Annotated in this window: 21 protein-coding genes; 10 read left to right on the plus strand and 11 right to left on the minus strand. The window is 61.0% G+C overall.

Annotated features, from left to right (window positions below):
• Positions 1–23: 23 nt before the first annotated feature.
• Both ELH03_RS07900 and ELH03_RS07905 read right to left on the minus strand, forming a co-directional pair.
• Complete coding sequence (locus tag ELH03_RS07900; protein ID WP_128404518.1) at positions 24–653, minus strand: glutathione S-transferase family protein; 630 nt, start codon at positions 651–653, stop codon at positions 24–26.
• 7 nt (positions 654–660) lie between these two features.
• Complete coding sequence (locus tag ELH03_RS07905) at positions 661–1,026, minus strand: ArsR/SmtB family transcription factor (RefSeq protein WP_128404519.1); 366 nt, start codon at positions 1,024–1,026, stop codon at positions 661–663.
• 219 nt (positions 1,027–1,245) lie between these two features.
• Here ELH03_RS07905 and ELH03_RS07910 point away from each other — a divergent pair, with 219 nt between their 5' ends.
• From ELH03_RS07910 to ELH03_RS07935, 6 genes are read left to right on the plus strand one after another with little or no spacing between them, the layout of a single operon-like run.
• Positions 1,246–2,088, plus strand: a complete 843-nt coding sequence (locus ELH03_RS07910; RefSeq protein ID WP_128410326.1) for an ABC transporter substrate-binding protein — start codon at positions 1,246–1,248, stop codon at positions 2,086–2,088.
• 15 nt (positions 2,089–2,103) lie between these two features.
• Positions 2,104–3,234, plus strand: a complete 1,131-nt coding sequence (locus tag ELH03_RS07915) for an LLM class flavin-dependent oxidoreductase (protein WP_128404521.1) — start codon at positions 2,104–2,106, stop codon at positions 3,232–3,234.
• 24 nt (positions 3,235–3,258) lie between these two features.
• Positions 3,259–5,088, plus strand: coding sequence for a TRAP transporter large permease (locus tag ELH03_RS07920; RefSeq protein WP_128410325.1), 1,830 nt, complete (start codon positions 3,259–3,261; stop codon positions 5,086–5,088).
• 16 nt (positions 5,089–5,104) lie between these two features.
• Entirely contained in the window at positions 5,105–6,103 is a 999-nt protein-coding gene (locus ELH03_RS07925; protein ID WP_128404523.1) for a TRAP transporter substrate-binding protein, read from the plus strand.
• Between the two features lie 41 nt (positions 6,104–6,144).
• Positions 6,145–6,399, plus strand: a complete 255-nt coding sequence (locus ELH03_RS07930; protein ID WP_233942182.1) for a hypothetical protein — start codon at positions 6,145–6,147, stop codon at positions 6,397–6,399.
• Entirely contained in the window at positions 6,396–7,055 is a 660-nt protein-coding gene (locus tag ELH03_RS07935; protein WP_018073338.1) for a peroxiredoxin, read from the plus strand. The genes ELH03_RS07930 and ELH03_RS07935 overlap by 4 nt, the downstream gene beginning before the upstream one ends.
• A 67-nt stretch (positions 7,056–7,122) precedes the next feature.
• Here the strand turns inward: ELH03_RS07935 and ELH03_RS07940 are convergent, their stop codons facing one another.
• Positions 7,123–7,893: a gamma-glutamyl-gamma-aminobutyrate hydrolase family protein gene (locus tag ELH03_RS07940; RefSeq protein WP_128404524.1), complete on the minus strand. Its 771-nt coding sequence runs from the start codon at positions 7,891–7,893 to the stop codon at positions 7,123–7,125.
• Between the two features lie 174 nt (positions 7,894–8,067).
• Positions 8,068–8,790 carry a glutathione binding-like protein gene (locus ELH03_RS07945; protein WP_128404525.1) on the minus strand — a complete coding sequence of 241 codons (723 nt, stop codon included), beginning with the start codon at positions 8,788–8,790 and terminating at the stop codon, positions 8,068–8,070.
• Between the two features lie 221 nt (positions 8,791–9,011).
• Here ELH03_RS07945 and ELH03_RS07950 point away from each other — a divergent pair, with 221 nt between their 5' ends.
• Both ELH03_RS07950 and ELH03_RS07955 read left to right on the plus strand, forming a co-directional pair.
• Entirely contained in the window at positions 9,012–9,971 is a 960-nt protein-coding gene (locus ELH03_RS07950; protein WP_130658832.1) for a lytic transglycosylase domain-containing protein, read from the plus strand.
• Positions 9,972–10,064: 93 nt separating this feature from the next.
• The gene (locus ELH03_RS07955) at positions 10,065–11,021 is read left to right on the plus strand and encodes an NAD-dependent epimerase/dehydratase family protein (RefSeq protein WP_197729754.1); all 957 of its coding nucleotides are present in this window, start codon (positions 10,065–10,067) and stop codon (positions 11,019–11,021) included.
• 20 nt (positions 11,022–11,041) lie between these two features.
• Here the strand turns inward: ELH03_RS07955 and ELH03_RS07960 are convergent, their stop codons facing one another.
• From ELH03_RS07960 to ELH03_RS07985, 6 genes are all read right to left on the minus strand, one after another.
• Positions 11,042–12,307, minus strand: coding sequence for a glycerate kinase type-2 family protein (locus ELH03_RS07960; protein ID WP_128410323.1), 1,266 nt, complete (start codon positions 12,305–12,307; stop codon positions 11,042–11,044).
• Between the two features lie 165 nt (positions 12,308–12,472).
• The gene (locus ELH03_RS07965) at positions 12,473–13,870 is read right to left on the minus strand and encodes a dipeptidase (protein ID WP_128410322.1); all 1,398 of its coding nucleotides are present in this window, start codon (positions 13,868–13,870) and stop codon (positions 12,473–12,475) included.
• Positions 13,871–13,887: 17 nt separating this feature from the next.
• Positions 13,888–14,946: an ABC transporter ATP-binding protein gene (locus ELH03_RS07970; protein WP_128402567.1), complete on the minus strand. Its 1,059-nt coding sequence runs from the start codon at positions 14,944–14,946 to the stop codon at positions 13,888–13,890.
• Positions 14,947–14,953: 7 nt separating this feature from the next.
• On the minus strand, positions 14,954–15,745 hold the full coding sequence (locus ELH03_RS07975) for an ABC transporter permease (protein WP_128402566.1): 792 nt from the start codon (positions 15,743–15,745) through the stop codon (positions 14,954–14,956).
• Positions 15,742–16,566: an ABC transporter permease gene (locus ELH03_RS07980; RefSeq protein WP_128402565.1), complete on the minus strand. Its 825-nt coding sequence runs from the start codon at positions 16,564–16,566 to the stop codon at positions 15,742–15,744. Before ELH03_RS07980 ends, ELH03_RS07975 begins: the two co-directional genes overlap by 4 nt.
• Before the next feature lie 114 nt (positions 16,567–16,680).
• Complete coding sequence (locus ELH03_RS07985; RefSeq protein WP_128410321.1) at positions 16,681–17,721, minus strand: ABC transporter substrate-binding protein; 1,041 nt, start codon at positions 17,719–17,721, stop codon at positions 16,681–16,683.
• A 73-nt stretch (positions 17,722–17,794) separates the two neighbouring features.
• Between ELH03_RS07985 and ELH03_RS07990 the strand changes: the two genes are divergently transcribed.
• Both ELH03_RS07990 and ELH03_RS07995 read left to right on the plus strand, forming a co-directional pair.
• Positions 17,795–19,813, plus strand: coding sequence for an adenine deaminase (locus ELH03_RS07990; protein ID WP_128410320.1), 2,019 nt, complete (start codon positions 17,795–17,797; stop codon positions 19,811–19,813).
• A gap of 109 nt (positions 19,814–19,922) precedes the next feature.
• Positions 19,923–20,222 (plus strand): DUF6074 family protein, encoded by a 300-nt coding sequence (locus tag ELH03_RS07995; RefSeq protein WP_024320638.1) that lies wholly within the window; start codon positions 19,923–19,925, stop codon positions 20,220–20,222.
• Positions 20,223–20,258: 36 nt separating this feature from the next.
• Here the strand turns inward: ELH03_RS07995 and ELH03_RS08000 are convergent, their stop codons facing one another.
• Complete coding sequence (locus ELH03_RS08000; RefSeq protein ID WP_128402562.1) at positions 20,259–21,347, minus strand: extracellular catalytic domain type 1 short-chain-length polyhydroxyalkanoate depolymerase; 1,089 nt, start codon at positions 21,345–21,347, stop codon at positions 20,259–20,261.
• Positions 21,348–21,522: the final 175 nt, after the last annotated feature.

Raw genomic sequence — 21,522 nt, forward strand, 5'->3', positions numbered from 1 at the left:
CATTGCTGACGGGCAAGGTCTCTTCAGGGCTGCGGTATTTCGGATGTGAAATGAGGAATGGCGTAACCGCGCTTGACCTGTGGCCGTGCGGCAAGCCTGAGATACCATCGCCTGACATAAGGGAAGGCGTTCAGGTCGATCTTGTGACGCTGAAACCGGGATACCCAAGGCCAGACCGCCATGTCGGCGATGGAATAATCGTCGACGAGATAGTCGCGGCCTTCGAGCCGCGCGTTCAGCGTCTCGTACAGGCGGCGGGTGTCCCTGCGAAAGAGATCCTCCGCGAATGGCGCTTCGCCGCTGTTGTAGGTCAGGAAATAATGGGCGTGACCGAGCGTCGGCCCGAAACCGCCCATCTGCCACATCAGCCATTCGATCGTGTGATGCCGGGCGGCACCCTGCCGCGGCAGGAAGCGGCCGGTCTTTTCGGCGAGGTAGAGCAGGATGGCGCCGGATTCGGCAAGCGTAATGCCGGTCTCGTGATCGATGATAACAGGAATCTTGCCGCCCGGATTGATGGCGAGAAAATCCTGCAGGAATTGCTCCCCCTTGGTGATGTCGATCGCATGGGGACGATAGGAAAGGCCAAACTCTTCGAGCGCGATAGATACTTTGAGCCCATTCGGCGTGATCCAGGTATAGAGGTCGATCATCCCAGGTTCAATCGAACATCATTTCGTCGACCGGCAGCTTCGTCATTCCGAAGCGCCCGGTGACATCGTCGAGGCCAGAGAACATGTCCCGCAGAGTTTGCACGATCGTCTCGACGCGCGGGTCAATGACGCGATAGACGATCGCCTTGCCGTCGCGGCGTCCTTCGATCACACCGGCCCCGCGAAGCTCGCTCAACTGCTGGGAAAGCGTCGGCTGGCGGATACCGAGTTCGTCCTCCATCGCCGAGACCGAGGCTTCCGTCTCCATGAGATAGCAGACGATCGCCAGGCGGTTGGCGTTGGCGATCAGCTTCAGCAATTCGCTTGCTGCGCCGACATCGCGGCAGACTCTTGAGGAAACGGGCTTCGTCAACGGTGTCGTCCTTGAAGGTTCTATAAAAAAGTAAAGTGACGGCGCTGAATTTTCAACTCCGGCTCGCTCACTTCGCTCGATCTGGTAAAAGATTTCATTGCCTATCGATTTTATGGGATTTCAAAGGTGATTTTCTCCTGCAGACGACAATCGCTTCCTCGCAATCAATTTATAAAAAAGTAAATTGACTGCTATGAGCCACCTTATCGGTCGTACAGAATGAAAATTGGTGTTCATCCCAATAATCTGCATCTTCGTCTCGCGCGGCTCTGGCCCGGCGCCTTCGCTGATCTGCAGCCGATATTCGTCTCCTATGCCGAAGGCCGTGATACGGCGGCGCTGCTGGAAAGTGGCGACATCGATCTCGGCGGCACCGGCTCGACGCCGCCGATCGAGGCGGATATGCGCGGACTCGGCGTCGAATATATCGCTGCCTCCGCGCCGCGCCCGGCCAACGGCGCCATCTTCGTCAGGAGCGACAGTCCGATCGGCTCCGTCGCTGAGCTAAAAGACCGCCGGATCTCGCTGATCGACGGTTCTTTTCACACCTATCTCCTGGCCCGCAGCCTCGAAGGTGAGGGGATGAGCCTGCCCGATGTCGAGCGGGTCGAAAGCGGCGCGCGCGATTCGCTCGCCGACCTGCTCGAAGGGCGCGTCGATGCCTGGGTCGCCATGTCGCCACGTCTCGAAAAGGCGCTCGAGCGCGATGACGTCAAGCCGATCGTCCGCCGCGGCGCGGCCATTCCCAACCGTTCGCTGTTCTGGACATTGGAGCGGAACGGCCTTTCGGCGGCGGAGATCCGGGCAATCGTCTCCGAGCTCAGCCGGATCGGCGTCGAGATCGCTGCCGATCCGCGTGCCGCCGCCCGGCTTCTTGCATCTGGCGACCGCGGCGGAACGGATTTCGACGCCTGGGAAAAGGTGGTGCGCTCGCGCGACTTCACGGTGTTTCCGATCGACGACGAGATCATTGCCGAACAACAGGAAGAGGCCGACACGCTGCTGCGCCACGGCCATTTCGACAAGGCCATCGTGCTGAAACGCCCGGAAACGACGAGATAACGAAGGAATCAGGCGATGAACGTTTTCTGGTACATGTGCGCGCCCGACGGCGCCTATCCCTGGCAGCCGGAAGGCTCACGTCAAGTCGACTACGGCTACTACAAGCAGCTTGCCCAGGCCTATGACCATTTGGGCTACACCGGCGCCCTGTTTGCGACGGGCGCCCACGACGTCTGGGTGCTGGCGAGTGCGCTGCTTGCTCACACCGAGCGGCTGCGTTTTCTCGTCGCCATCCATCCCGGCCTCGTCGCGCCGACATTGCTTGCCAAGATGGCGGCGACCTTCCAGGAATTTGCCCGCGGCCGGTTGCTGATCAATGTCGTCTCCGGCGACGCCAAGATGCTCGGCGCCTATGGGATGATGTTGCCGCATGACGAGCGCTATGACATGGCGGAGGAATATCTTCAGCTTTGGCACCGGCTCTTTGCCGGCGAGAGCGTCACCCATCAGGGCAAATATTTCTCGACGGATGGCGCCAAGCTGGCCTTGCCGGTCGGCGAAAGCATCGCACCGCCGCCGCTCTGGTTCGGCGGCTCGTCGGACAAGGCATTGGATGTCGCGGCAAGACATGTGGACACCTATCTCTCCTGGGGCGAGACGCCCGCCCAGATCGGCGAGAAGGTCGAAGCAGTGAAGGCACGGGCTGCCCAATACGGGCGTGAACTGGAATATGGCATCCGCCTCTATGTCATCGTTCGCGACACCGACGAAAAGGCCTGGGAAGCGGCGGCCGATCTCTATGGCCGCATGGACGACGCCGCAATCACCGCCAACCAGCGCTTCGTCGCAAGAAGCGATTCCGTCGGCCAGCAGCGCATGACCGCATTGCATGGCGGCCTCAAGCCCGAAAATCTGCGCGATCTCGAAGTCGCGCCGAACCTCTGGGCCGGCATTGGCTTGGTGAGGCCTGGCCCTGGCACGGCGATCGTCGGTTCGCCGGATACGGTTCTGCGCACGCTCGAAGCCTATCAGAAGGCGGGCGTCGATACTTTTATTCTTTCTGGCATGCCGCTGCTTGAGGAAGCCTATCGTTTCGGCGAAAAGGTGCTGCCGCGGCTCGATGTCAGCAGGGAGGTCTCGAAGGCGCGCAACTACACTTGGTCGACGCTCTTCGATCGCGATCTTTCGACCGTCAAGAATGCTTGATCCTCTCGCCAGAAGGTAAGTTTTGTGGCCACCAGTGAATTTCATCCGATCGAACGGGCTGCTCCGGACAGCGGGGTGGCAGCGCGCCTGCTGCGGGCGATCGAGGCGATTCTCGGCATTGCCGCGGCCCTCGTTCTGGCCGTGCTGCTCTTGATGGTGCTCGTCACAGTCTGCCTGCGCTATTTCTTCAGCGCCGGCTTCATTGGTGCCGAGGATCTCGGCATCTGGCTGCATGTGGGCCTGATCGCGCTCGGCGCGCCGCTCAGCCTTAACAGCGCGCTTGCCATGCGCCTCGACGTCTTCGTCAAGATGCTGCCGGAAAGCCTGCAGAAGGTCACGCCGATCGGCGCCGATGTTTTCACGGTGCTTTCGGCACTGATTCTGAGCTTCGGCGGCAGCGAGATCATGACGATGCTCGGCGGCGTCTCACCGACGCTCGGCGTGCCGGAATGGATCCGCTTCGGCTTCCTCGGCGCCGGCGGCGCGCTGATCCTCGTCGTGCTGCTTCTGCAGCGCATCGCCGAAGGCAAGATCCTGCCGGTTGTGATCTCGCTTGCCGTCGGCGTTGCGCTCTATGCCGGTATCCCGCATGTCGCGCTCGATCTCGATTGGCCGCCGAGCATCTTCCTCGGGCTGATCGCGGCAATCGGTCTCGTGCTTGCTGCGCCGCTACCGCACGCCTTTCTTGCCGCAGCCTATGTCGTCATCGCCTTCGGCAGCAGCCTGCCGGAGCCGGCGATCGTCTCAGCCACCGTCACCGGCATATCAAAATTCCTGCTGCTCGCCATTCCGTTCTTCCTGCTCGCTGGCGGTCTCCTCACTGCCTCCGGCGTCGCCAACCAGCTTGTGCGCTTCGCCGCCGCCATGGTCGGCCACCGCAGGGCCGGACTGGCGCAGACGACACTGCTCACCAGCGTTCTCTTTTCCGGCGCCTCCGGCTCGTCGGTCGCAAATGCCGCTTTCGGCGCATCGACCTTCCAGCCCGAGCTGGTCAAACACGGCTATCGGCCGGCGCAGGCGGCGGCGATCATCGCCTCGACATCGGTTCTCGATAATGTCATCCCGCCGTCGATCGCCTTCCTGATCCTTGCCACCGCGACCAATCTTTCCGTCGGCTCGCTGCTCGTCGGCGGCTTCTTCGCCGGCGGCCTGATGGCCATATGCCTGGCAGTCGCTATCCATCTGACAGTCAGCGAACAGGTGCCTTTGCCTCGCGCAAACGCCAGACAGCGCTGGCAATCGGCGGTCCAGGCGATTCCGGCCTTCGGGCTCGGCGTCATCGTCGTCGTCGGCATCCGCATCGGCATCGTCACGACCACAGAGGCGGCAGCGCTTGCAGCTTTCTACACACTGCTGCTCGGCATCGGCGCGCGCCTCGGCATTATTTCACTTTATGCCGCTTTTCGTCAGGCGGCTGTGGAGGCGGCAGCGATCGGTCTCCTCATTGGCACGGCCGGCCCCTTTGCTTTCCTGCTGGCGGTCGACGACGTGTCCGGGCTGATCTCGCATCTGACGACAGCACTCGGTGGCAGCGCGATTGCGGTCATCCTGCTGTCGAATGTCATTCTGCTGGTCGTCGGTCTCGTTCTCGATATCGGCGCCGCGATCCTGCTCTTCGGCCCGATCCTGCTGCCGGCAGCGGTTGCCGCCGGCATCGATCCCATCCAGTTCGGCGTGATCATCGTCGTCAACCTGATGATCCACGGGCTGACGCCGCCCCTCGGCATGCTGATCTTCGTCGTCAGCGGCGTCACGCGCATTCCCGCCTCAGAGCTCTTTCGGGCGGTGGTTCCCTATCTGCTCGCCCTCCTGGTCTCGCTCGCAATCCTCTGCGCTTGGGCCATCATCTCCTAGTAAACAGGACAACCCCATGGACAATCTCAACCGACGCAATTTCCTGAAGACCGCAGCTCTCGCCGGAACGGCGCTTGCAGCGCCCGCTTACGTCCGCACAGCCGCTGCCCGCACGACGACGATCACGATCGCTTCGCTGCTCGGCGACGACAAGCCGGAAACGAAGATCTGGGTGAAGATCGGCGAATTGGTCGAAGCGAAGCTTCCCGGCCAGTTCAAGTTCAATATCGTCAGAAACGGTGCGCTCGGCGGCGAGAAGGAAGTGGCCGAAGGCGTGCGCCTCGGCTCCATCCAGGCCAGCCTTTCGACGGTCTCATCGCTCTCCGGCTGGGCGCCGGAACTGCAGATCCTCGATCTGCCTTTCCTCTTCCGCGATGCCGACCATGTCCGCCGGACCGTTGGCGGCGATGTCGGCGCCGATCTCAAGCAGAAACTGCAGGCGCAGAATTTCGTCGTCGGGGATTTCATCAATTACGGCGCCCGCCATCTCCTGACCAAGGAACCGGTGACGCGGCCGGAGCAGCTCAAGGGCAAGCGCATTCGTGTCATCCAGAGCCCGCTGCACACCAAGCTCTGGAGCGCATTCGGCACGACGCCGATCGGCATTCCGATCACCGAGACCTATAATGCGCTCGCAACCGGTGTCGCCGACGCGATGGATCTGACCAAATCGGCCTATGCCGGCTTCAAGCTCTATGAGGTCGTGCCTGACATGACCGAGACCGGTCACATCTGGGCATCCGGCGTCATCTATTATGCCTCGACCTTCTGGGCCGGTCTCAATGATGAGCAGAAGGCGGTGTTCCAGCAGGCCTCCAGCGAAGGGGCCGCCTATTTCAACCAGCTGATCGTCGACGACGAGTCCAAATCCGTCGAGACGGCGCTTGCCAACGGCGGAAAGCTCTTGAAGCCGGAAGCCTTCGAGGAATGGCAGAAGGGCGCCCAGGGTGTGTGGGACGATTTCGCGCATGTTGTCGGCGGCATCGACAGGATCAAATCCGTCCAGGCCGCCTAAGCGAGCGGCGGGCGGTTCTCCTGCCGCTTTTGACGAGACCGATGGAAAAACCATCGGTCTCTTCGTCGCGCGCACTTGCCGGAAAAATAATGCCGGAGCAGGCCGGAAATCGAAAGAGCATGCCTTCGGTGATCGTGGTATATAACTTACTTAAAATCCTGGAATGGGAAGTTTTTACCTTCGGCCGGTGCGATCCTGTTGACCGCAATCTCGCGACCGCTTCCGGCGGACGGATCCCATGGCCTCGATTTGAGACGAACAACATTGAACACAAGGCTTTGGAGGGCCGACCATGAGCTTACGCATCAACGATATTGCCCCCGATTTTACCGCCGACACCACCCAGGGACCGATCAGCTTCCATGAGTGGATCGGCAACGGCTGGGCCGTCCTGTTCTCGCATCCGAAGAATTTCACGCCTGTTTGCACGACCGAACTCGGCGCCATGGCCGGCTTGGCGGGGGAATTTTCCAAGCGTGGGGCCAAGGTCATCGGCATCTCCGTCGATCCTGTGGAAAGCCATGCCAAGTGGAAGAACGACATCAAGACCGCCACCGGCTTCGACGTTGAATATCCCTTGATCGGTGACAAGGACCTCAAAGTCGCCAAGCTCTACGACATGCTGCCGGCCGGCGCCGGCGAGAGCTCGGAAGGCCGCACGCCTGCCGACAACGCGACGGTGCGTTCGGTCTTCATCATCGGTCCCGACAAGAAGATCAAGCTGATCCTGACCTATCCGATGACGACGGGCCGCAATTTCAATGAGATCCTGCGCGCCATCGACTCCATCCAACTGACGGCCAAGCACCAGGTGGCGACACCAGCGAACTGGAACCAGGGCGAGGACGTCATCATCACCGCCGCGGTTTCCAACGAAGACGCGATTACGCGTTTCGGCTCCTTCGATACGGTTCTGCCCTATCTCAGGAAGACCAAGCAGCCGACGGCCTGACTGCTGCTTTCAAGCCATTCCACAAGCCGCCGCGAAAGCACTTCGCGGCGGCTTTTTACTGATCAGACTAAGCGATGGCTTTATGGGCTCTCACCGCATCGCCGAATGCCTGAAACAGCGCACGATTAACAGGGTTGGTTTGGGGATCGTATTCGGCATGCCATTGCACGCCGAGCGCAAATCCCGGCGCGTCTTTGAACCGTATCGCCTCGATCGTCCCGTCCTCGGCTATGCCTTCGGCAACGACCCTCTCGCCAAGTTCGAGGATGCCCTGTCCATGCAGGGAGTTAACCCGGATCGTCTCCCGGCCGAGGATGCGCGCAAACATCCCGTCCTGGGTAAGTCGAACATCGTGACGATCGCCGAAAACGATGGCGGGATCGGGATGGATCTCGCCGGTCTCCAGGCGCGGCATCCGGTGGTTCATGCGTCCTGGCAATTCCCGGATTTCAGGATGCAACGAGCCGCCGGCCGCGACGTTCATTTCCTGAAAACCTCGGCATATGCCGAAGACAGGAACGCCCCGTGCAACACAGGCTTCGATCAACGGCAGTGCCAGCTCGTCACGATCCTCGTCGTATGGCTCATGCTTGGGATCCGGCACCATGTTGAAGCGGCTGGGATGGACATTGGCCCTGGCGCCCGTCAGTAGAACGCCATCGACGATGGCCAGCAGCTCCGTGATATCGGTCAGTTTAGGATTGCCGGCAAACATCAGCGGCAAGGCTTCGGCGACATCGGCCACGGCTCGCAGATTATTTTCTCCGACAAGCTGGGCCGCAAATCGGCTTTCGACGATGCGGGCGTTCCCGATGATGCCGATTACAGGTCTCGTCATTGCTGGCCACACCCCAAGTCGCAACGCCAGCCGCTGCCCAAACCGTCAGGATCCGCGGGCAGGTGATCTGGAACGCCGCGAAGCGGGAACCGGCCTTTGGCTGGCTGCGGGCTCGGTTGTCACTATGGATATCCTTTGCCGCGATGACGGTGCAAGAGCTATTGCAGCCGATGCTCAATCCGGAACGGGAAGGGCGCGCTGGTTGTAGAGGATCTTGCGGATGCGTGCCTGTTCCTCTTCTGAGAGCTTGCTGTTGTCGGTGCTAAGATCGGCGCCGACCGCAAGGCCGCGCTGGACGCCAGGTCTTGCGCTGACCTCCTCGAACCATCGCTTGAAATGCTTGAATTCGGCGATGTCCTGACCCTGCGCCTGCCAGTTGACGGTCCAGGGATAGCTGACGATATCGGCGATGGTGAATTCGTCGCCGGCAAGGAAGCGCCGGTCGCGTAGCCGCATGTTGAGAACGCCGTAGAGACGGTTGGCTTCGTCGGTGAAGCGCCGCACCGCATAGGACTGGTCGCCTTCGCGATCGCCAAGGCGACGGAAATGACCGGCCTCGCCGAGTTTCGGCCCCTGGTTGGCCATCTGCCAGATCACCCATTGCGTGACCTCGTATTTGCCGCGCAGATCCTGCGGCCAGAATTTGCCGGTCTTTTCGGCGAGGTAGAAGAGGATGGCGCCGGATTCGAAGACGCTCAACGGACCGCCGCCATCGGCAGGCTCGTGGTCGACGATGGCAGGCATGCGGTGATTGGGGTTGAGTCTGAGATAATCAGGCTTGAACTGGTCGCCCCGGCCGATATTGACCGGCACCAGCCGGTAGGGTGTGCCGGTTTCCTCCAGGAAGATCGAAAGCTTCTTGCCGTTCGGCGTCGGCCAGTAGTGGAGATCAATCATCTGCGTATCCTCGTTTGCTCGGGATTTCCTGGCAAACAGGATGACGCTACGACCATGGCAGGTCGAATATGTTTGTTCCAAAATCGATGGCGAAATTAGAAACCTGTGACCGTCCGTGCCAACAACTGAAGTGCAGATATGGAAATGGGGAAGCGTCGCGCCTTGATCGATGGTATCTAGAATCCAGCATCGCGATGGACGTTCAAACCTCATGAGATCCGATGACACGCCGAAAACGTCAGTCCGACATTGGGAAGAGATCGGCCAAGGCCATGCTTTCGCTCTGTCTTCTGTTTTCCCAAGTGGACACGATCATGGCTCAGCCGGAAGGAAGCGCTGGGGCGCCGGCCTGTCTCTATTCAGGTCCTTCGGCGGCGGGTTCGGGTGAGACGCTCTGCATCCGGAGAGATAGTTTCAACCGCGACCTTTGCGTCGCGATCGAGCATTTCGCCAGCGCCAATCAATTGCCGCCGGATTATTTCGCCCGTCTCATCTGGCGGGAAAGCACCTTTCGCCCCGATGCTGTCAGCTTCAAGGGAGCGCAGGGGATTGCACAATTCATGCCCGGAACGGCGAAACTGCGCGGTCTTGAAGACAGCTACCAGGTGTTGGAAGCCCTGCGGAAATCGGCGCAATATCTTGACGAATTGCGCAATCGTTTCGGCAATCTCGGCCTTGCCGCCGCCGCCTATAATGCCGGCGAAAACGGACTTTCATCTTACCTTACGTCAGGGAGATTACCTTACGAGACGCGCGGCTACGTCCTGGCAATCACCGCGCATTCAGTCGAGGAATGGAAGGATAACCCGCCGGAAGATGCCGCCGCTCCGCTCGACAAGGACAAGTCCTTCCTCGATGCTTGCGTGGCGCTTGCGGAGAGACGGACGTTGAAGGAGACGCCGCCCTGGCGTCAGGAGGGTGAGTGGGCGCCCTGGGGCGTCCAGCTTGCGGCGAATGCGAATGTCGCGGTGGCCCGGCGCATGTTTCTCGATGCCGTGCAGGGTCTGCCCGCGCCCCTGAATGCGGAGCAGCCGCTGATCCTGCGCCAGCGCGATCGCAGCTTCGGTTTTCGCCCACGTTATGCCGCCCGCATCGGCCGGCAGACACGCATAGAAGCCAACAACCTCTGCAGCCAGATCCGCAAACACGGCGGCACCTGCCTAGTGTTCAAGAATCGATAGGGGCGCGGTCCAGCCCTTTGATCACGAAAAGTCTGCTTGCAGGATCACCTGAGGGCGCAGCATATTCGACACGGAAATACCAAGGGAGGAACGATGATGCGGGTTTTGGTAATCGGGGCAACGGGCCATGTCGGAACCTATCTCGTTCCCCGTCTGGTGGAAGCCGGTCACGACGTCGTCACGATCAGCCGCGGCACGGCAAAGCCTTATACGGCAAACCACGCCTGGGCTGCCGTCGATCGGCGTCAGATGGATCGGGCCGCCATGGAGCGGACGGGTGATTTCGGCCCGGCCGTGCGTGCTGTGAAAGCCGACATCGTCATCGACATGATCTGCTTCTCGCTGGAAAGTGCAGAGCATCTGCTGACGGCGCTGTCGGGCCATGTCGGTCACTTCCTGCATACCGGCACGATCTGGACGCATGGCCACTCGACTGCCGTGCCGACACTGGAAGAGGCGCCGAAATCTCCCTTCGGCGATTACGGGACGCAGAAGGCGGCGATCGAAACCTACCTGCTGCAGCAGGCAAGGCTTAGCGGATTTCCGGCAACCATCATCCATCCCGGGCATATTGTCGGTCCCGGCTGGGCGCCGCTCAATCCGGCCGGCAATTTCAACCTGCAGGTCTTTTCAACCCTTGCCCGCGGAGAGACCCTGGCGCTGCCTCATTTCGGCTTGGAGACCGTTCATCACGTCCATGCCGATGACGTGGCGGCGATGTTCATGGATGCGATCGCCAACTGGAATGCGTCGACCGGCGAAAGTTTCCACGCGGTTTCGGAGCAGGCATTGACCCTTCGCGGCTATGCCGAATCCATGTCTCGCTGGTTCGGGCACGAGCCGAAACTCAGCTTCGCCCCATTCGACGCCTGGGCCGAAAGTCAGACGGCTGAGGATGCGAAGGCGACCTGGGAACATATTGCCCGCAGCCCGAATTGTTCGATCGCAAAAGCGGGACGCCTGCTGGGTTACGTCCCAAGATACACCTCCCTGCAGTCGGTGCAGGAATCAGTCGGCTGGCTGGTCGAGCAGGGGCGGATCGAGACCTGATCCGCCAGCGCCGCCGCGTCCTAACGGATCAGGATGGCCCTGAAATCATTGACATTGGTTCCGGTCGGGCCGGTTTCGAAGAGATCACCGGTGGCCGCAAAGCCAGAATAGCTGTCATTGCCGTCGAGCAGCCGGCGCGGATCGAGCCCTGCGGCGCGAAGGCGCCTTGCCGTGCCGCCATCGGCAAAGGCGCCGGCATTATCCTGCGAGCCGTCGATCCCGTCCGTGTCGGCGGCGAGGATATGAATGCCCTCCTGTCCGTCGATCGCAAGCGCCATGGCGAGCGCGAATTCGCCGTTGCGTCCGCCCTTGCCACCTTTCGCTTTCAGCGTCACCGTCGTCTCGCCGCCGGAAAGGATGACGACCGGCTTGGAAAACGGCCTGTCGCGGGCTGACACCTCGCGGGCAATCGCCGCATGCACCAGCGCCACGTCACGCGATTCCCCCTCCATCGCATCTGAAAGGATCGCCGGCTCGATCCCCTGCGATTTCGCCAGGGCCGCCGCGGCCTCCAGCGACACGCCGGCCGAGGCGATAATATGATACTCGTGGCCTGCGAAGACAGGATCGTCGGGCCGCGGTGCATCGGCCTTCGGCGAGTTCAGATGGTCGAGTGCGGCCTGCGGCAGCTGCAATCCGTATTGCCGGATGATCTCGCGCGCATCGTGCCGTGTCGAACCATCAGGGACCGTCGGCCCGGAGGCGACATGGGCCGGGTTGTCGCCGGGAATGTCGGAGACGATCAGACTGACGACCCTCGCTTTGGTCGCTGCTGCAAGTCTTCCGCCCTTGATGGTGGAGAGATGCTTGCGCACGACATTCATCGCCGAAATCGGCGCGCCCGAGGCAAGCAGCATTTCGTTGAGTGCAATCTCGTCTTCGAGGGTCAGTCCGTCCGGCGGAGCGGGCAGCAGCGCCGAGCCGCCGCCGCAGATCAGCGCGATCACCAGATCGTCTTCCGTCAATCCGTTCACCGTCTCCATCAGCCGCGTTGCGGCGGCAAGCCCCGTCGCATCGGGTACCGGATGGGCGGCCTCGATGATCTCGATGCCGCGTGTCTCGCAGCCATAGCCATAGCGGGTGACCACCAGACCCTCGAGCGCTCCGTCCCAGACGCTTTCGAGCGCCTGCGCCATCTGCGCCGCGCCCTTACCGGCGCCGATCACCACGGTCCTTCCCTTCGGCCTATCGGGCAGATGCGCCTTGATGCCGGTCAGCGGATCGGCGGCGCGAACCGCCGCGTCGAACAGGCTTTTCAGGAAATCGTGGGGAGCGGTTATCGTCATCGGTGGTCTCTGCTGCCTCGGTGTCGATGGGGATGTGGGATTGTCCGTTATTCTCGGCCTGCAGCATCAGCAGGGTGCGCTGGCCGCACCACAGCCTACGGCATAATTCCTCAAATCGGAATCGTTCGAAGGATAAATTACGCAGCAATTCAAAGTGCTACAGCGTCAGTCGGCGAGGGCCGCCAAGATGCGAACCCAGGATCGTATGCCTTTATGGAAGCTGGAGAGATCGTATTTTTCGTTCGGGCTGTGGACGCGGTTGTCGAAGCGGGCGAAGCCGACCAGGAGGGCATCGCATCCGAGCCGGCGTTTGAAGTCGCCGACGATGGGGATCGAGCCTCCCGTGCCGGCAAGGGCAGCTTCGCATTGCCATTCTGTCGAAAGCGCCTGAAGCGTCCTGGTGAGAAACGGACTATCGATCGGCATGACGGTTGCCGGCGAAAGCCCGTAATCCCTGAAGTTGACCGAACAATCCCTGGGGATACGTGCGCGCACGTGCCGCTGGAAGGCATCGCGGATCGCCTGGGGATACTGTCCTTCAACCAGGCGAAACGAAATCTTGGCGCTTGCCTTCGCCGGAATGACCGTCTTGAAGCCTTCGCCTGTATAGCCGCCAATCATACCGTTGATCTCGCAGCTCGGCCGCGCCCAGATCTGTTCGAGGACGGAACGGCCTGCCTCGCCGGCCGGATCTTTCAGGCCGATATCGCCGAGAAAGGCCTCCTCGTCGAAAGGCAGTCTTTTCCACAACGCCTTGATGGCGTCGGGGAGCTCTTTCACGCCATCATAGAACCCCTCGACCGCAACGCCGCCATCGGCTCGCCGCAGGCTCGAAACGACGTCTGACAGCACTTGCAGCGGATTGCGCGCGGCATTGCCGAACATGCCGGAATGCAGGTCTAGATTGGCGCAGGTGACCTCGATTTCCGTGGTGTAGATACCGCGCAGCATCGTCGTGACGGCTGGCGTTTCGCGATCCCACATATCCGTGTCGCAGACGAAAACCGCATCGGCCTTCAACTCGTCCGCCGTGGCATCCAGAAAGGGTGCGAGGCTCGGGCTGCCGGCCTCTTCCTCGCCTTCGAACAGCATACTCACCTGCACCGGCAGTTTTCCGGTGACGCTCTTCCAGGCGCGGCAGGCTTCGACGAAGGTCATCAACTGTCCCTTGTCGTCGGACGCGCCGCGCGCCACAATCGCGGTATCGCCATTCGGCATGGCTTCCATGCGCGGCTCGAACGGATCGCTCGTCCACAGCGCCAGCGGATCGACCGGCTGGACATCGTAATGGCCGTAAAACAGCAGATGCGGTCCGGACGCCGCCTTTTCATGGGCGACGACCATCGGATGGCCCGTCGTTTTGCGCACCGATGCTTCGAAGCCGATCGCAGTCAGATCCCGGCTCAACCATTCGGCAGCAGCCCGGCAGTGATCGCGATAGGCCGGGTCTGTCGAGACGCTCGGAATGCGGATCAGCTCGAAAAGCCGCGCCAGGCTACCGTCGAGGCATTGGTCCACATGGGCAAGAACGGCATCGATATCTTGGTCCATGGCACTAGTCATCGTCTCTCCTCAGCGTTTCAATCTTCCGGATCGAGAATGCAGCATTGCTCTGCTACAGGTGTCAGCACGGCGGACGCCCCTGTTTCCAGTGGATCGGACAGCGCCCCATTGGCGGTGATCTCTCCCGCGGCTGTCGTGCATTTGTACTGATAGGCCCGGCCGAGATAGGTGCGCGTGCCGAGCACGGCCGCGATGCCATCACCGTCACGGCTGACGGCAAGACCGTCTGCACGGCAGGCCAGCACGAAGTCGTCCTTGATCGGCCCGAATGTTTCCTGGGACAGCTGCAGCCGCGCTCCGCCCGTTGTTTCGGCGGTCACAAGCGCGCCGTTGCGCGCGGTCACCTTCATGCCGATCAGGTTCTCGAATCCGACGAAGCGAGCGACGAAAGCATTGGCCGGCTGGCGATACAGCACCTCCGGCGCATCGAGCTGCATGATGCGCCCGGCATTCATGATCGCCACCCTGTCGGAGATCGAGAATGCCTCCTCCTGATCGTGGGTGACGTAAAGTGATGTCGTGCCGTTGGCGCGTTGGAGCTGTCTGATTTCGACGCGCATGTCGATCCTGAGCTTTGCATCCAGATTGGAAAGCGGCTCGTCGAACATCAGAAGCGGAGGCTCGATGACCAGTGCCCGGGCGAGAGCCACGCGCTGTTTCTGGCCGCCTGACAGGGCCGATGGCAGCCGGTCGGCGAAGGCCGAAAGGCCGACGCGGTCCAACATCGCCATCGTTCTTTTCGCCCGTTCCGGCTGGGGAATGCGACGCTGCCTCAGGCCGAAGGCAACATTGTCCTGGACGCTCAGATGGGGAAAAAGCGCGTAGTTCTGAAAGACCAGGCCGATGTCGCGCGCATGCGCGGGAAGGCCGGTCAGGTCGCGCTCGCCGAGCTTGATGCTGCCGCTGCTCGGCTGCAGAAAACCGGCCACGAGGCGCAATGTCGTCGTCTTTCCGCAGCCGCTGGAGCCGAGCAGGGACACCAGCTCCCCGGCCATGACTGAGATCGACAGGTCCTTGAGCACCTGCGTGCTACCGTAATGGGCGGAGATAGAATCGATGGTGAGGGATACGGTCAAGAGTGTTCTACTTTGTCAGGAAGGTGAGACCGAGCGTGGCTTCGACGATGGCCATGACGCCGACTGTCACGAACATCAGCAGCACCGATACCGATGCGATCGTCGGATCGAAGAACTGTTCCATATGTGCAAGGATCTGGATCGGCAGCGTCGAGATGCCCGGCCCGGTCAGGAAGACCGAAACCGACACGTCGTTGATCGAGGTGATGAAGGCGAGGATGAAGGCGGCAATGACCCCGGCGCGGATATTCGGCAGGACCACGGTCAGGAAGGTCTTCAGCGGCGAACAACCCAGGCTGATCGCCGCCTCCTCGACGGAAAAATCGAAGGCCGCCAGGCTGGCGCCGACGACACGCACCGAATAGGGCAGGATCAGCAGGGCATGGCCGACAAGCAGGCTGATGAAGATCGGCAGCCCGAGGCCTATCGTGACCGATTTCATCAGCGAGAAGCCGAAGACGATCTCCGGCACCAGGATCGGCAGGACGAAAATGGTGGAAAGCCAGCGCGGCAATTCCACCCGGTAGCGGTTGATCGCATAGGCCGCCGGGACGCCGATCAGCAGGGACAGCGCCGTGCCGAAAAAGGCGACCTGCAGGCTGGTGAGCGCGGTCGTGCGGAAGGCCTCGATCTCGAAGATATTGACGAACCATCGCAATGTCAGGCCCTGCGGCGGGAAAGTCAGATAGGTCGTGTCGCTGACGGCTGCACCGATGATGATGACGAGCGGCGCCAGCAGGAAGAAGAAAACGCAGGCCGCGAAGGCGGCAAGGATCGGGTGAATGCGCCTGTCCATCACACCGCCATCGGATTGAGCCGGCGTGCGATGCGGCTCATGATGAGGACGACGCCGAGCGTCAGCACCACCATGATGGCGGCAATCGTCGATGCGCCCACCCAGTCGAAAGTCACCATGGCGCGCTGGTAGAGGAAGGTCCCCATCATCATCTGCTTTTCTCCGCCGAGCAGTTGTGGTGTCGCATAGGAGGTGAAGCTGCCGGTGAAGACCAGGACCGCGCCGACGATGAGGCCGGGTGTCGCGAGCGGCAGGATCACCTGAAAGAATGTCATCAGCGGTCTCGCGCCGAGCGAGGCGGAGGCATCGATCAGATCGCGCGGGATGCCTTCAAGCACCCCGACCAGCGTCAGGATCATCAGGGGAACGAAGAGATAGACCATTGCGACGATCACCGAGCCTTCGGTGTAAAGCATCGAAAGCGGCTCACTGACGATGCCGGTCGAGATCAGCATGGCGTTCAGGATGCCGTTCTTCCCGAGAATGATCAGCCATGCGAAGGATCGGACGACAACGCCGGTCAGCAACGGAAAAACCGCCGCGATGATCATGATGCTCTTTGCGCGACCGGGCATCTGCGCGATGACATAGGCGGTGATGAAACCCACGGTGAGGGAGATCGCCGTCGTGACCAGGGCGACTTCCAGCGTCCGATAAAGAACCGCCCGCCGAAAACCGCTGCTGAAGAATGTCACATAGGGCGCAAACACGCCCTTCGGTTCCGCAAACGTCGCGGCGATGGTGATGGCCACGGGAACGATGAGAAGCACAACGACCGCAATCGTCGCTGGCATCGTCAATCCCCATCTGGCAAAATGCTTCATCTTAAAACTCGTGGCATGTCCTGATATCGGGAGCGCCGCATCTCGGATTCGAATGTGCGGCACTTCCATGTCTGGCAGTCAACTGGCCTCAGGTCAGGCCGGGATATCAGGCACTTACTGACCGAAGACTTCGTTCCAGCGATCGATCCAGTCGGCCTTGGCAGCATTCATCTTGGCATAGTCGATGCGGGTGAGGCTTGCGACCATATCCGGGCCATAGGTCCAGATCTTCGCCTGGTCCGGCGTCAGGCTGACCTTTGTCGAGATTGGCGCGTCGACGCCTTGTTCGGCTTCAGCCTGCTGGACTTCTTTGGACAGGATGAAGTTGATGAACTGATGGGCGAGTTCGACATTTTCGGAACCCTTTGGGATGTTGACGGTGTTCAGCGTCGCGATGTCGCCGTCCTTGAGCTTCGCCCATGTCATCGTCGGAACGGCCGCCTGCATCGATGCCAGGGTAAAGTCCTGGGCCAGCGCTACGCGCACTTCGCCTGTTGATATCAGGTTCACCAGCTCCGAGCCGGTGTTGTAGTTCTTGACGACATTGGGCTTCAGCGCCTCGATTTCCGAGAAGGCCTTGTCGGTGTCTTCATAGGCATCCGCGCCGCCATGCTTGCCGGCTTCCAGCACGACCAGCGGGCCGGCCGTAGTGGTGATGCCGGGCAGGGAGACGGAGCTTTTCAGGTCGTCGCGCCACAGGTCGCCCCAGGCGGTGATCGGCGGATTGACCTTGGCGGAATCATAGACGATGCCGACGCGCCCAATCGTGTAGGCGGGACCATATTTGCCCTGAGGAGCCTTGCCCAGCTCGTAGATATCCGCGAGGTTGGGGATCTTCGACGCATCGACTTCCTGGAACAATCCCTGTTCGATACCGAGCTGCGAGAAGCTGTCGGTGAGATAGATGACATCGACGCCCTTGCCATCGCGCAATTTCAGCTTGTTGAGCCGGTCGGCATTGTTGCCGGTCTCGAACACGATCTCGCAGCCACAGATCTTCTTGAAGGGCGTGATGATGTTCGCATTCATCTTCTCGCCGTTATAGCCCCACCAGGAGATGGTCAGCGTCTTCGATTGCGCATGTGCGGCAGCGGTGCCGCCGATGGCGGCCAGCAGCGCAAGAGACAGGATTCGGGCAAAATGGCTGGCCTTCATGAGCAATGTCCTTCTGTGAAAAACGGCGTTGATAATCGGGATCATACCCCCTGGATTTGAGGGATACTATTTTTTGATCGGCCGGGTCGCAAGCTCAATAATTGGGCAAATACGCTCTTGTGCCGGGAATTTTCCAAGACCGGAGCATCGCTTTACACATCGGCGTGTGGTCTTTACGGTCCGGCGGTTCCAGCATCTTACGGGCATTTCATTCATGGCCACTTCACGCACTGCTCTTCCCGACGATCTGCTGATCAACGCGTCCGACGAGGTTCTGACGCGCCAGGATCTTGTGCTGACGGCGCTCGGACGCCGGCCCGCCGACAGGCTGTTGCGAGTGGGCAGGTTGCTTGATGTCCATTCGAGGACATGGCTCGACGATCAGGAGATCGTCATCAAGGGGCGCCGGATCGCCTATGTCGGCCCCGCCGGCAGTTACGCAGGCGAGGTGAGCGAACGGTTCTCCGAGCCGGATCTTGCGGCCGTGCCGGGCTTCGGCGAGGCGCATAAACATATTGAAAGCTCCCATCTGACGCCTGAGTGGGAGGCGGCTCTGGTGATGCCGCATGGCGTGACCTGGACATGCGAGGCGAGCCACGAATTTTCTAACGTCAACGGCGCCCGCAATCTGGAATTCTGGCTGGAGGCGCGCCGGCGCGGATCGCCGATGAAAATCTTTCCCCTGCCGGGCTCCGCCGTCCCTCCGACCGCCTACGAGTGGGGTGGCGGCTGGTTCGGCTACGATGAGCAGAAGGCCTTCCTTTCCGAAAGCCTGATGGTCGCCGGGCTCGACGAGGTCATGGACTGGCCGTCCATATCCGATCCCGGCAATCCTTCCTACGATCGTCTCTGGGGCATGATCGGCGCGACTTTCGAGCAGCGCGGCGTGGTCGAAGGCCATGGTGCCGGACTGCGCGACATGGCCTCGATCAATGCGTTCGCCGCAGCGGGTCTCGCCTCCGATCACGAAGGCTGGTTTCTCGATGAGATCTGGCAGAAGCTCCTCCACGGTCTTTTCATCGAGCTCAGGCCGCATTCCCTGCCGGAGGTCATCCGCGGGCTGATCGACAAGGGGCTGACGGACTGGTCGCAGATCGCTCTGGTGACCGACGACCGCAGCGCCTCGGACACACTGAAAATCGGTGCGACCGACCACAATGTCCGCCTCGCCATTGAAAACGGCCTTGCGCCGGAGACAGCCATCCAGTGCGTCACCCTCAATCCGGCACGCCATATGCGGCTGACGCCGTGGGTCGGATCGATCGCACCGGGCCGTTTCGCCGATTTTGTTCTTCTCAGCGACGTCGCCAGCCTGTCGATCGAAAAAGTATGGGCGGACGGGCGTCCCGTGTCCGAGGGTGCGACCTTCATTGGCGTGCGTCCTGAAATCGATTGGCCGCAATGGGCGACGCGCACCGTGAAAATGGACAGGACGGTCACGGCTGACGATTTCCGTATCGAGGCGCCGTCGAACCGGACCACGGTCAACGCAGCACTTTTGCGGCCGTTTCACTGGCACGACGATTTCATCACCATGGAATTGTCGGTGGAGGATGGCGCCGTACAGCGGGATCCCGCGCGCAATGTCACCAAATTCTCGATTGTCGACCGGTTCTCCGGGGAGGCCAAGGTCTCCAGGATGTTCTGGCTGGGCACCGGACCACGCACGCCGGAGACGGCGCTCGCTTCCACGCTCGGGCACGACAAGCACAATATCTGGACTGTCGGCTCATCGGACGAGGCGATGGCGATATCAGTCAATGCCCTGAACGAGCAGCAGGGCGGCTGGGCGCTGGTCTCCGGCGGCAAGATTCTCGCCCGCGTCCGCTACGAGGTTGGCGGCCTGATGACGGCGCGTTCTGCCGAAGTGCTCGATGCGGAGATGCAGGCCCTTTATGCGGCCGGCGCCGGGATCGACTGGATGTACGAGCCGACCTTCTCGCCCCGATGGTGGCCGGGATTTCCCGAACGCCTGTCGTTTGCGACGCTGACCTGCTCGCCCTGGCGCTGGGTCCTGGTCGCGCCCTCGGAGCTGGCGCCGGAGGGGTTCGTGAACGTGCTCACTGGCAAAACCCATCCGATCGTCTGGTGACGTTGTGGCCCGCCAAAATTCCACCTGATTGATCTTCTTACTGCAGCAAATAGAAAGCATTAACCATAGTCCCGTAGACAACGAACAGGATCAATGGAACCTGTGTTCGATGGCTACTGAAATGACCCGCCGGCCTGCCGGCGCCAATGAAGGCAGAATTATTGCCTTTCCCGCTGGAACCGGAACTGCGAATATTGAGCGCTGCGCTCGCGAACTCGGCCGGCGGCATGGCGCAGATGCGATAGAATTCTGGAAGGCCGAATGCCGCAGGCTTGCCGATCAGCTTCTGGCGGCCGGGATGCCGGAGAGCGATGTCGGTCAGCGGGTGCTGCAGTTTCAGCAAGACGTCCAGAGCGAACTCGTCTTCAGCCATCAAAACGGACCACTGCCCAAGTCTCAAAACCGATAGTGGTAATCTCGCCGATCGCCGTGCGATGCCCTGCGATTAGCGCATCAGCCCAGCGGACCGGAGGGCATCTTCAATGACCTTCTGAATGCCGCCACGATCGCTACCTGTGCCGAATGGGTCTGCGGCGTTTTCCGGTTGCGCAGAGGGTTTCGCGTTGCGCCGCTTTTCAAATGAGGGAACCAGACCCCAGGATCTGGCAATTTCGACGGTCGAGGAAATTCCGACATCAAGCATGAAGGGGCCGCTTGCTCCGTAGCCGGTGCCGACATCGAGTGGCGTGCCGTGATCCATCCCGGCAATCGTATAGAGCTCGATCACTTCGACACCGTGAGCATCGGTCCAAACCTTTCGCTGATGTCGTCCGATATCTTCGACGCGCGCCGGCGATGCGTCGACGCCGTGGATATTTTTCCATTGCTCCACGATCGCATTCGCATTGGATGGCACGACGGTTCTGTCTGCGGTTCCCTGCCATATTGCTAATGTCGGCCATCGGCCCTTGTGCCCTGAAGCGTTTCTCAACCGCCGTTCCAGCTCTTTGGCAGTCGGGCCGCCATGGCCGCGCATTCGGTCGAACGCCTCGGGAATAGTTGCAGCACTTGCATATGGCAGGCCGGCAATGATCGCGCCGCCCGCAAAAACCTCCGGATAGGTGGCGAGCATGGCGGCTGTCATGGCGCCGCCGGCCGAAAGCCCGGTCACGAACACGCGCCTGCTGTCGATACCGTGTTCCGCAACGACTTTTGCGATCATCTGGCGAATGGAAAAGACCTCGCCGTGATCCCGGCGGATGTCCTCCGGGTTGAACCAATTGAAGCAGAGATTTGGATTGTTTGCCCTTCGCTGCTCGGGAAACAGCAGCGCAAAGCCATAATCCTCGGCCAATCGCGACCACCCCGATCCGATATCATAGCCGGCGGCAGTCTGGGTGCAGCCGTGCAGGACGACGACCAGGGGCATGTCTTTCCCGCGCTTCGACGGCAAATAGGTGTAGGCCGCTAAGGCGCCTGGGTTTGAGCCAAATGCGTCCAAGGCGACGATATCGGCGTCTTCCTGCATAGGTTGGGCGCGAAGGGTTCCTCGCAGCGCAGCAAGGCGTGCGAGGGTGTCTGACATAGATCTCATAAAAGTCTCCGCCAATCAGCAGCCGGGATGGCGGTGATGCTGAACTAAACGCGTCACTCTACGAAAAGGTTGCTGCGGTGCACAATGTTTTTCGATGGTGCAAACGGATGGGCGTCCGACTGCTGGGATTGAGCTCGGCGGCGCGAGGAACTTCGGGCCAGATGTGGAGTTGATG

This window comes from Rhizobium beringeri (assembly GCF_004306515.1).
Lineage (GTDB): Bacteria > Pseudomonadota > Alphaproteobacteria > Rhizobiales > Rhizobiaceae > Rhizobium > Rhizobium beringeri.

Excerpts from the sequence above, each read along its gene's own strand:
- ELH03_RS07995 (WP_024320638.1), top strand. The coding sequence starts at position 19,923 with ATGGCTACTGAAATGACCCGCCGGCCTGCCGGCGCCAATGAAGGCAGA.
- ELH03_RS07940 (WP_128404524.1), bottom strand. The coding sequence starts at position 7,893 with ATGACGAGACCTGTAATCGGCATCATCGGGAACGCCCGCATCGTCGAA.
- ELH03_RS07930 (WP_233942182.1), top strand. The coding sequence starts at position 6,145 with ATGGAAAAACCATCGGTCTCTTCGTCGCGCGCACTTGCCGGAAAAATA.
- ELH03_RS07910 (WP_128410326.1), top strand. The coding sequence starts at position 1,246 with ATGAAAATTGGTGTTCATCCCAATAATCTGCATCTTCGTCTCGCGCGG.
- ELH03_RS07980 (WP_128402565.1), bottom strand. The coding sequence starts at position 16,566 with ATGAAGCATTTTGCCAGATGGGGATTGACGATGCCAGCGACGATTGCG.
- ELH03_RS07960 (WP_128410323.1), bottom strand. The coding sequence starts at position 12,307 with ATGACGATAACCGCTCCCCACGATTTCCTGAAAAGCCTGTTCGACGCG.
- ELH03_RS07915 (WP_128404521.1), top strand. The coding sequence starts at position 2,104 with ATGAACGTTTTCTGGTACATGTGCGCGCCCGACGGCGCCTATCCCTGG.
- ELH03_RS07945 (WP_128404525.1), bottom strand. The coding sequence starts at position 8,790 with ATGATTGATCTCCACTACTGGCCGACGCCGAACGGCAAGAAGCTTTCG.
- ELH03_RS07935 (WP_018073338.1), top strand. The coding sequence starts at position 6,396 with ATGAGCTTACGCATCAACGATATTGCCCCCGATTTTACCGCCGACACC.
- ELH03_RS07985 (WP_128410321.1), bottom strand. The coding sequence starts at position 17,721 with ATGAAGGCCAGCCATTTTGCCCGAATCCTGTCTCTTGCGCTGCTGGCC.
- ELH03_RS08000 (WP_128402562.1), bottom strand. The coding sequence starts at position 21,347 with ATGAGATCTATGTCAGACACCCTCGCACGCCTTGCTGCGCTGCGAGGA.
- ELH03_RS07965 (WP_128410322.1), bottom strand. The coding sequence starts at position 13,870 with ATGACTAGTGCCATGGACCAAGATATCGATGCCGTTCTTGCCCATGTG.
- ELH03_RS07955 (WP_197729754.1), top strand. The coding sequence starts at position 10,065 with ATGATGCGGGTTTTGGTAATCGGGGCAACGGGCCATGTCGGAACCTAT.
- ELH03_RS07925 (WP_128404523.1), top strand. The coding sequence starts at position 5,105 with ATGGACAATCTCAACCGACGCAATTTCCTGAAGACCGCAGCTCTCGCC.
- ELH03_RS07900 (WP_128404518.1), bottom strand. The coding sequence starts at position 653 with ATGATCGACCTCTATACCTGGATCACGCCGAATGGGCTCAAAGTATCT.
- ELH03_RS07950 (WP_130658832.1), top strand. The coding sequence starts at position 9,012 with ATGACACGCCGAAAACGTCAGTCCGACATTGGGAAGAGATCGGCCAAG.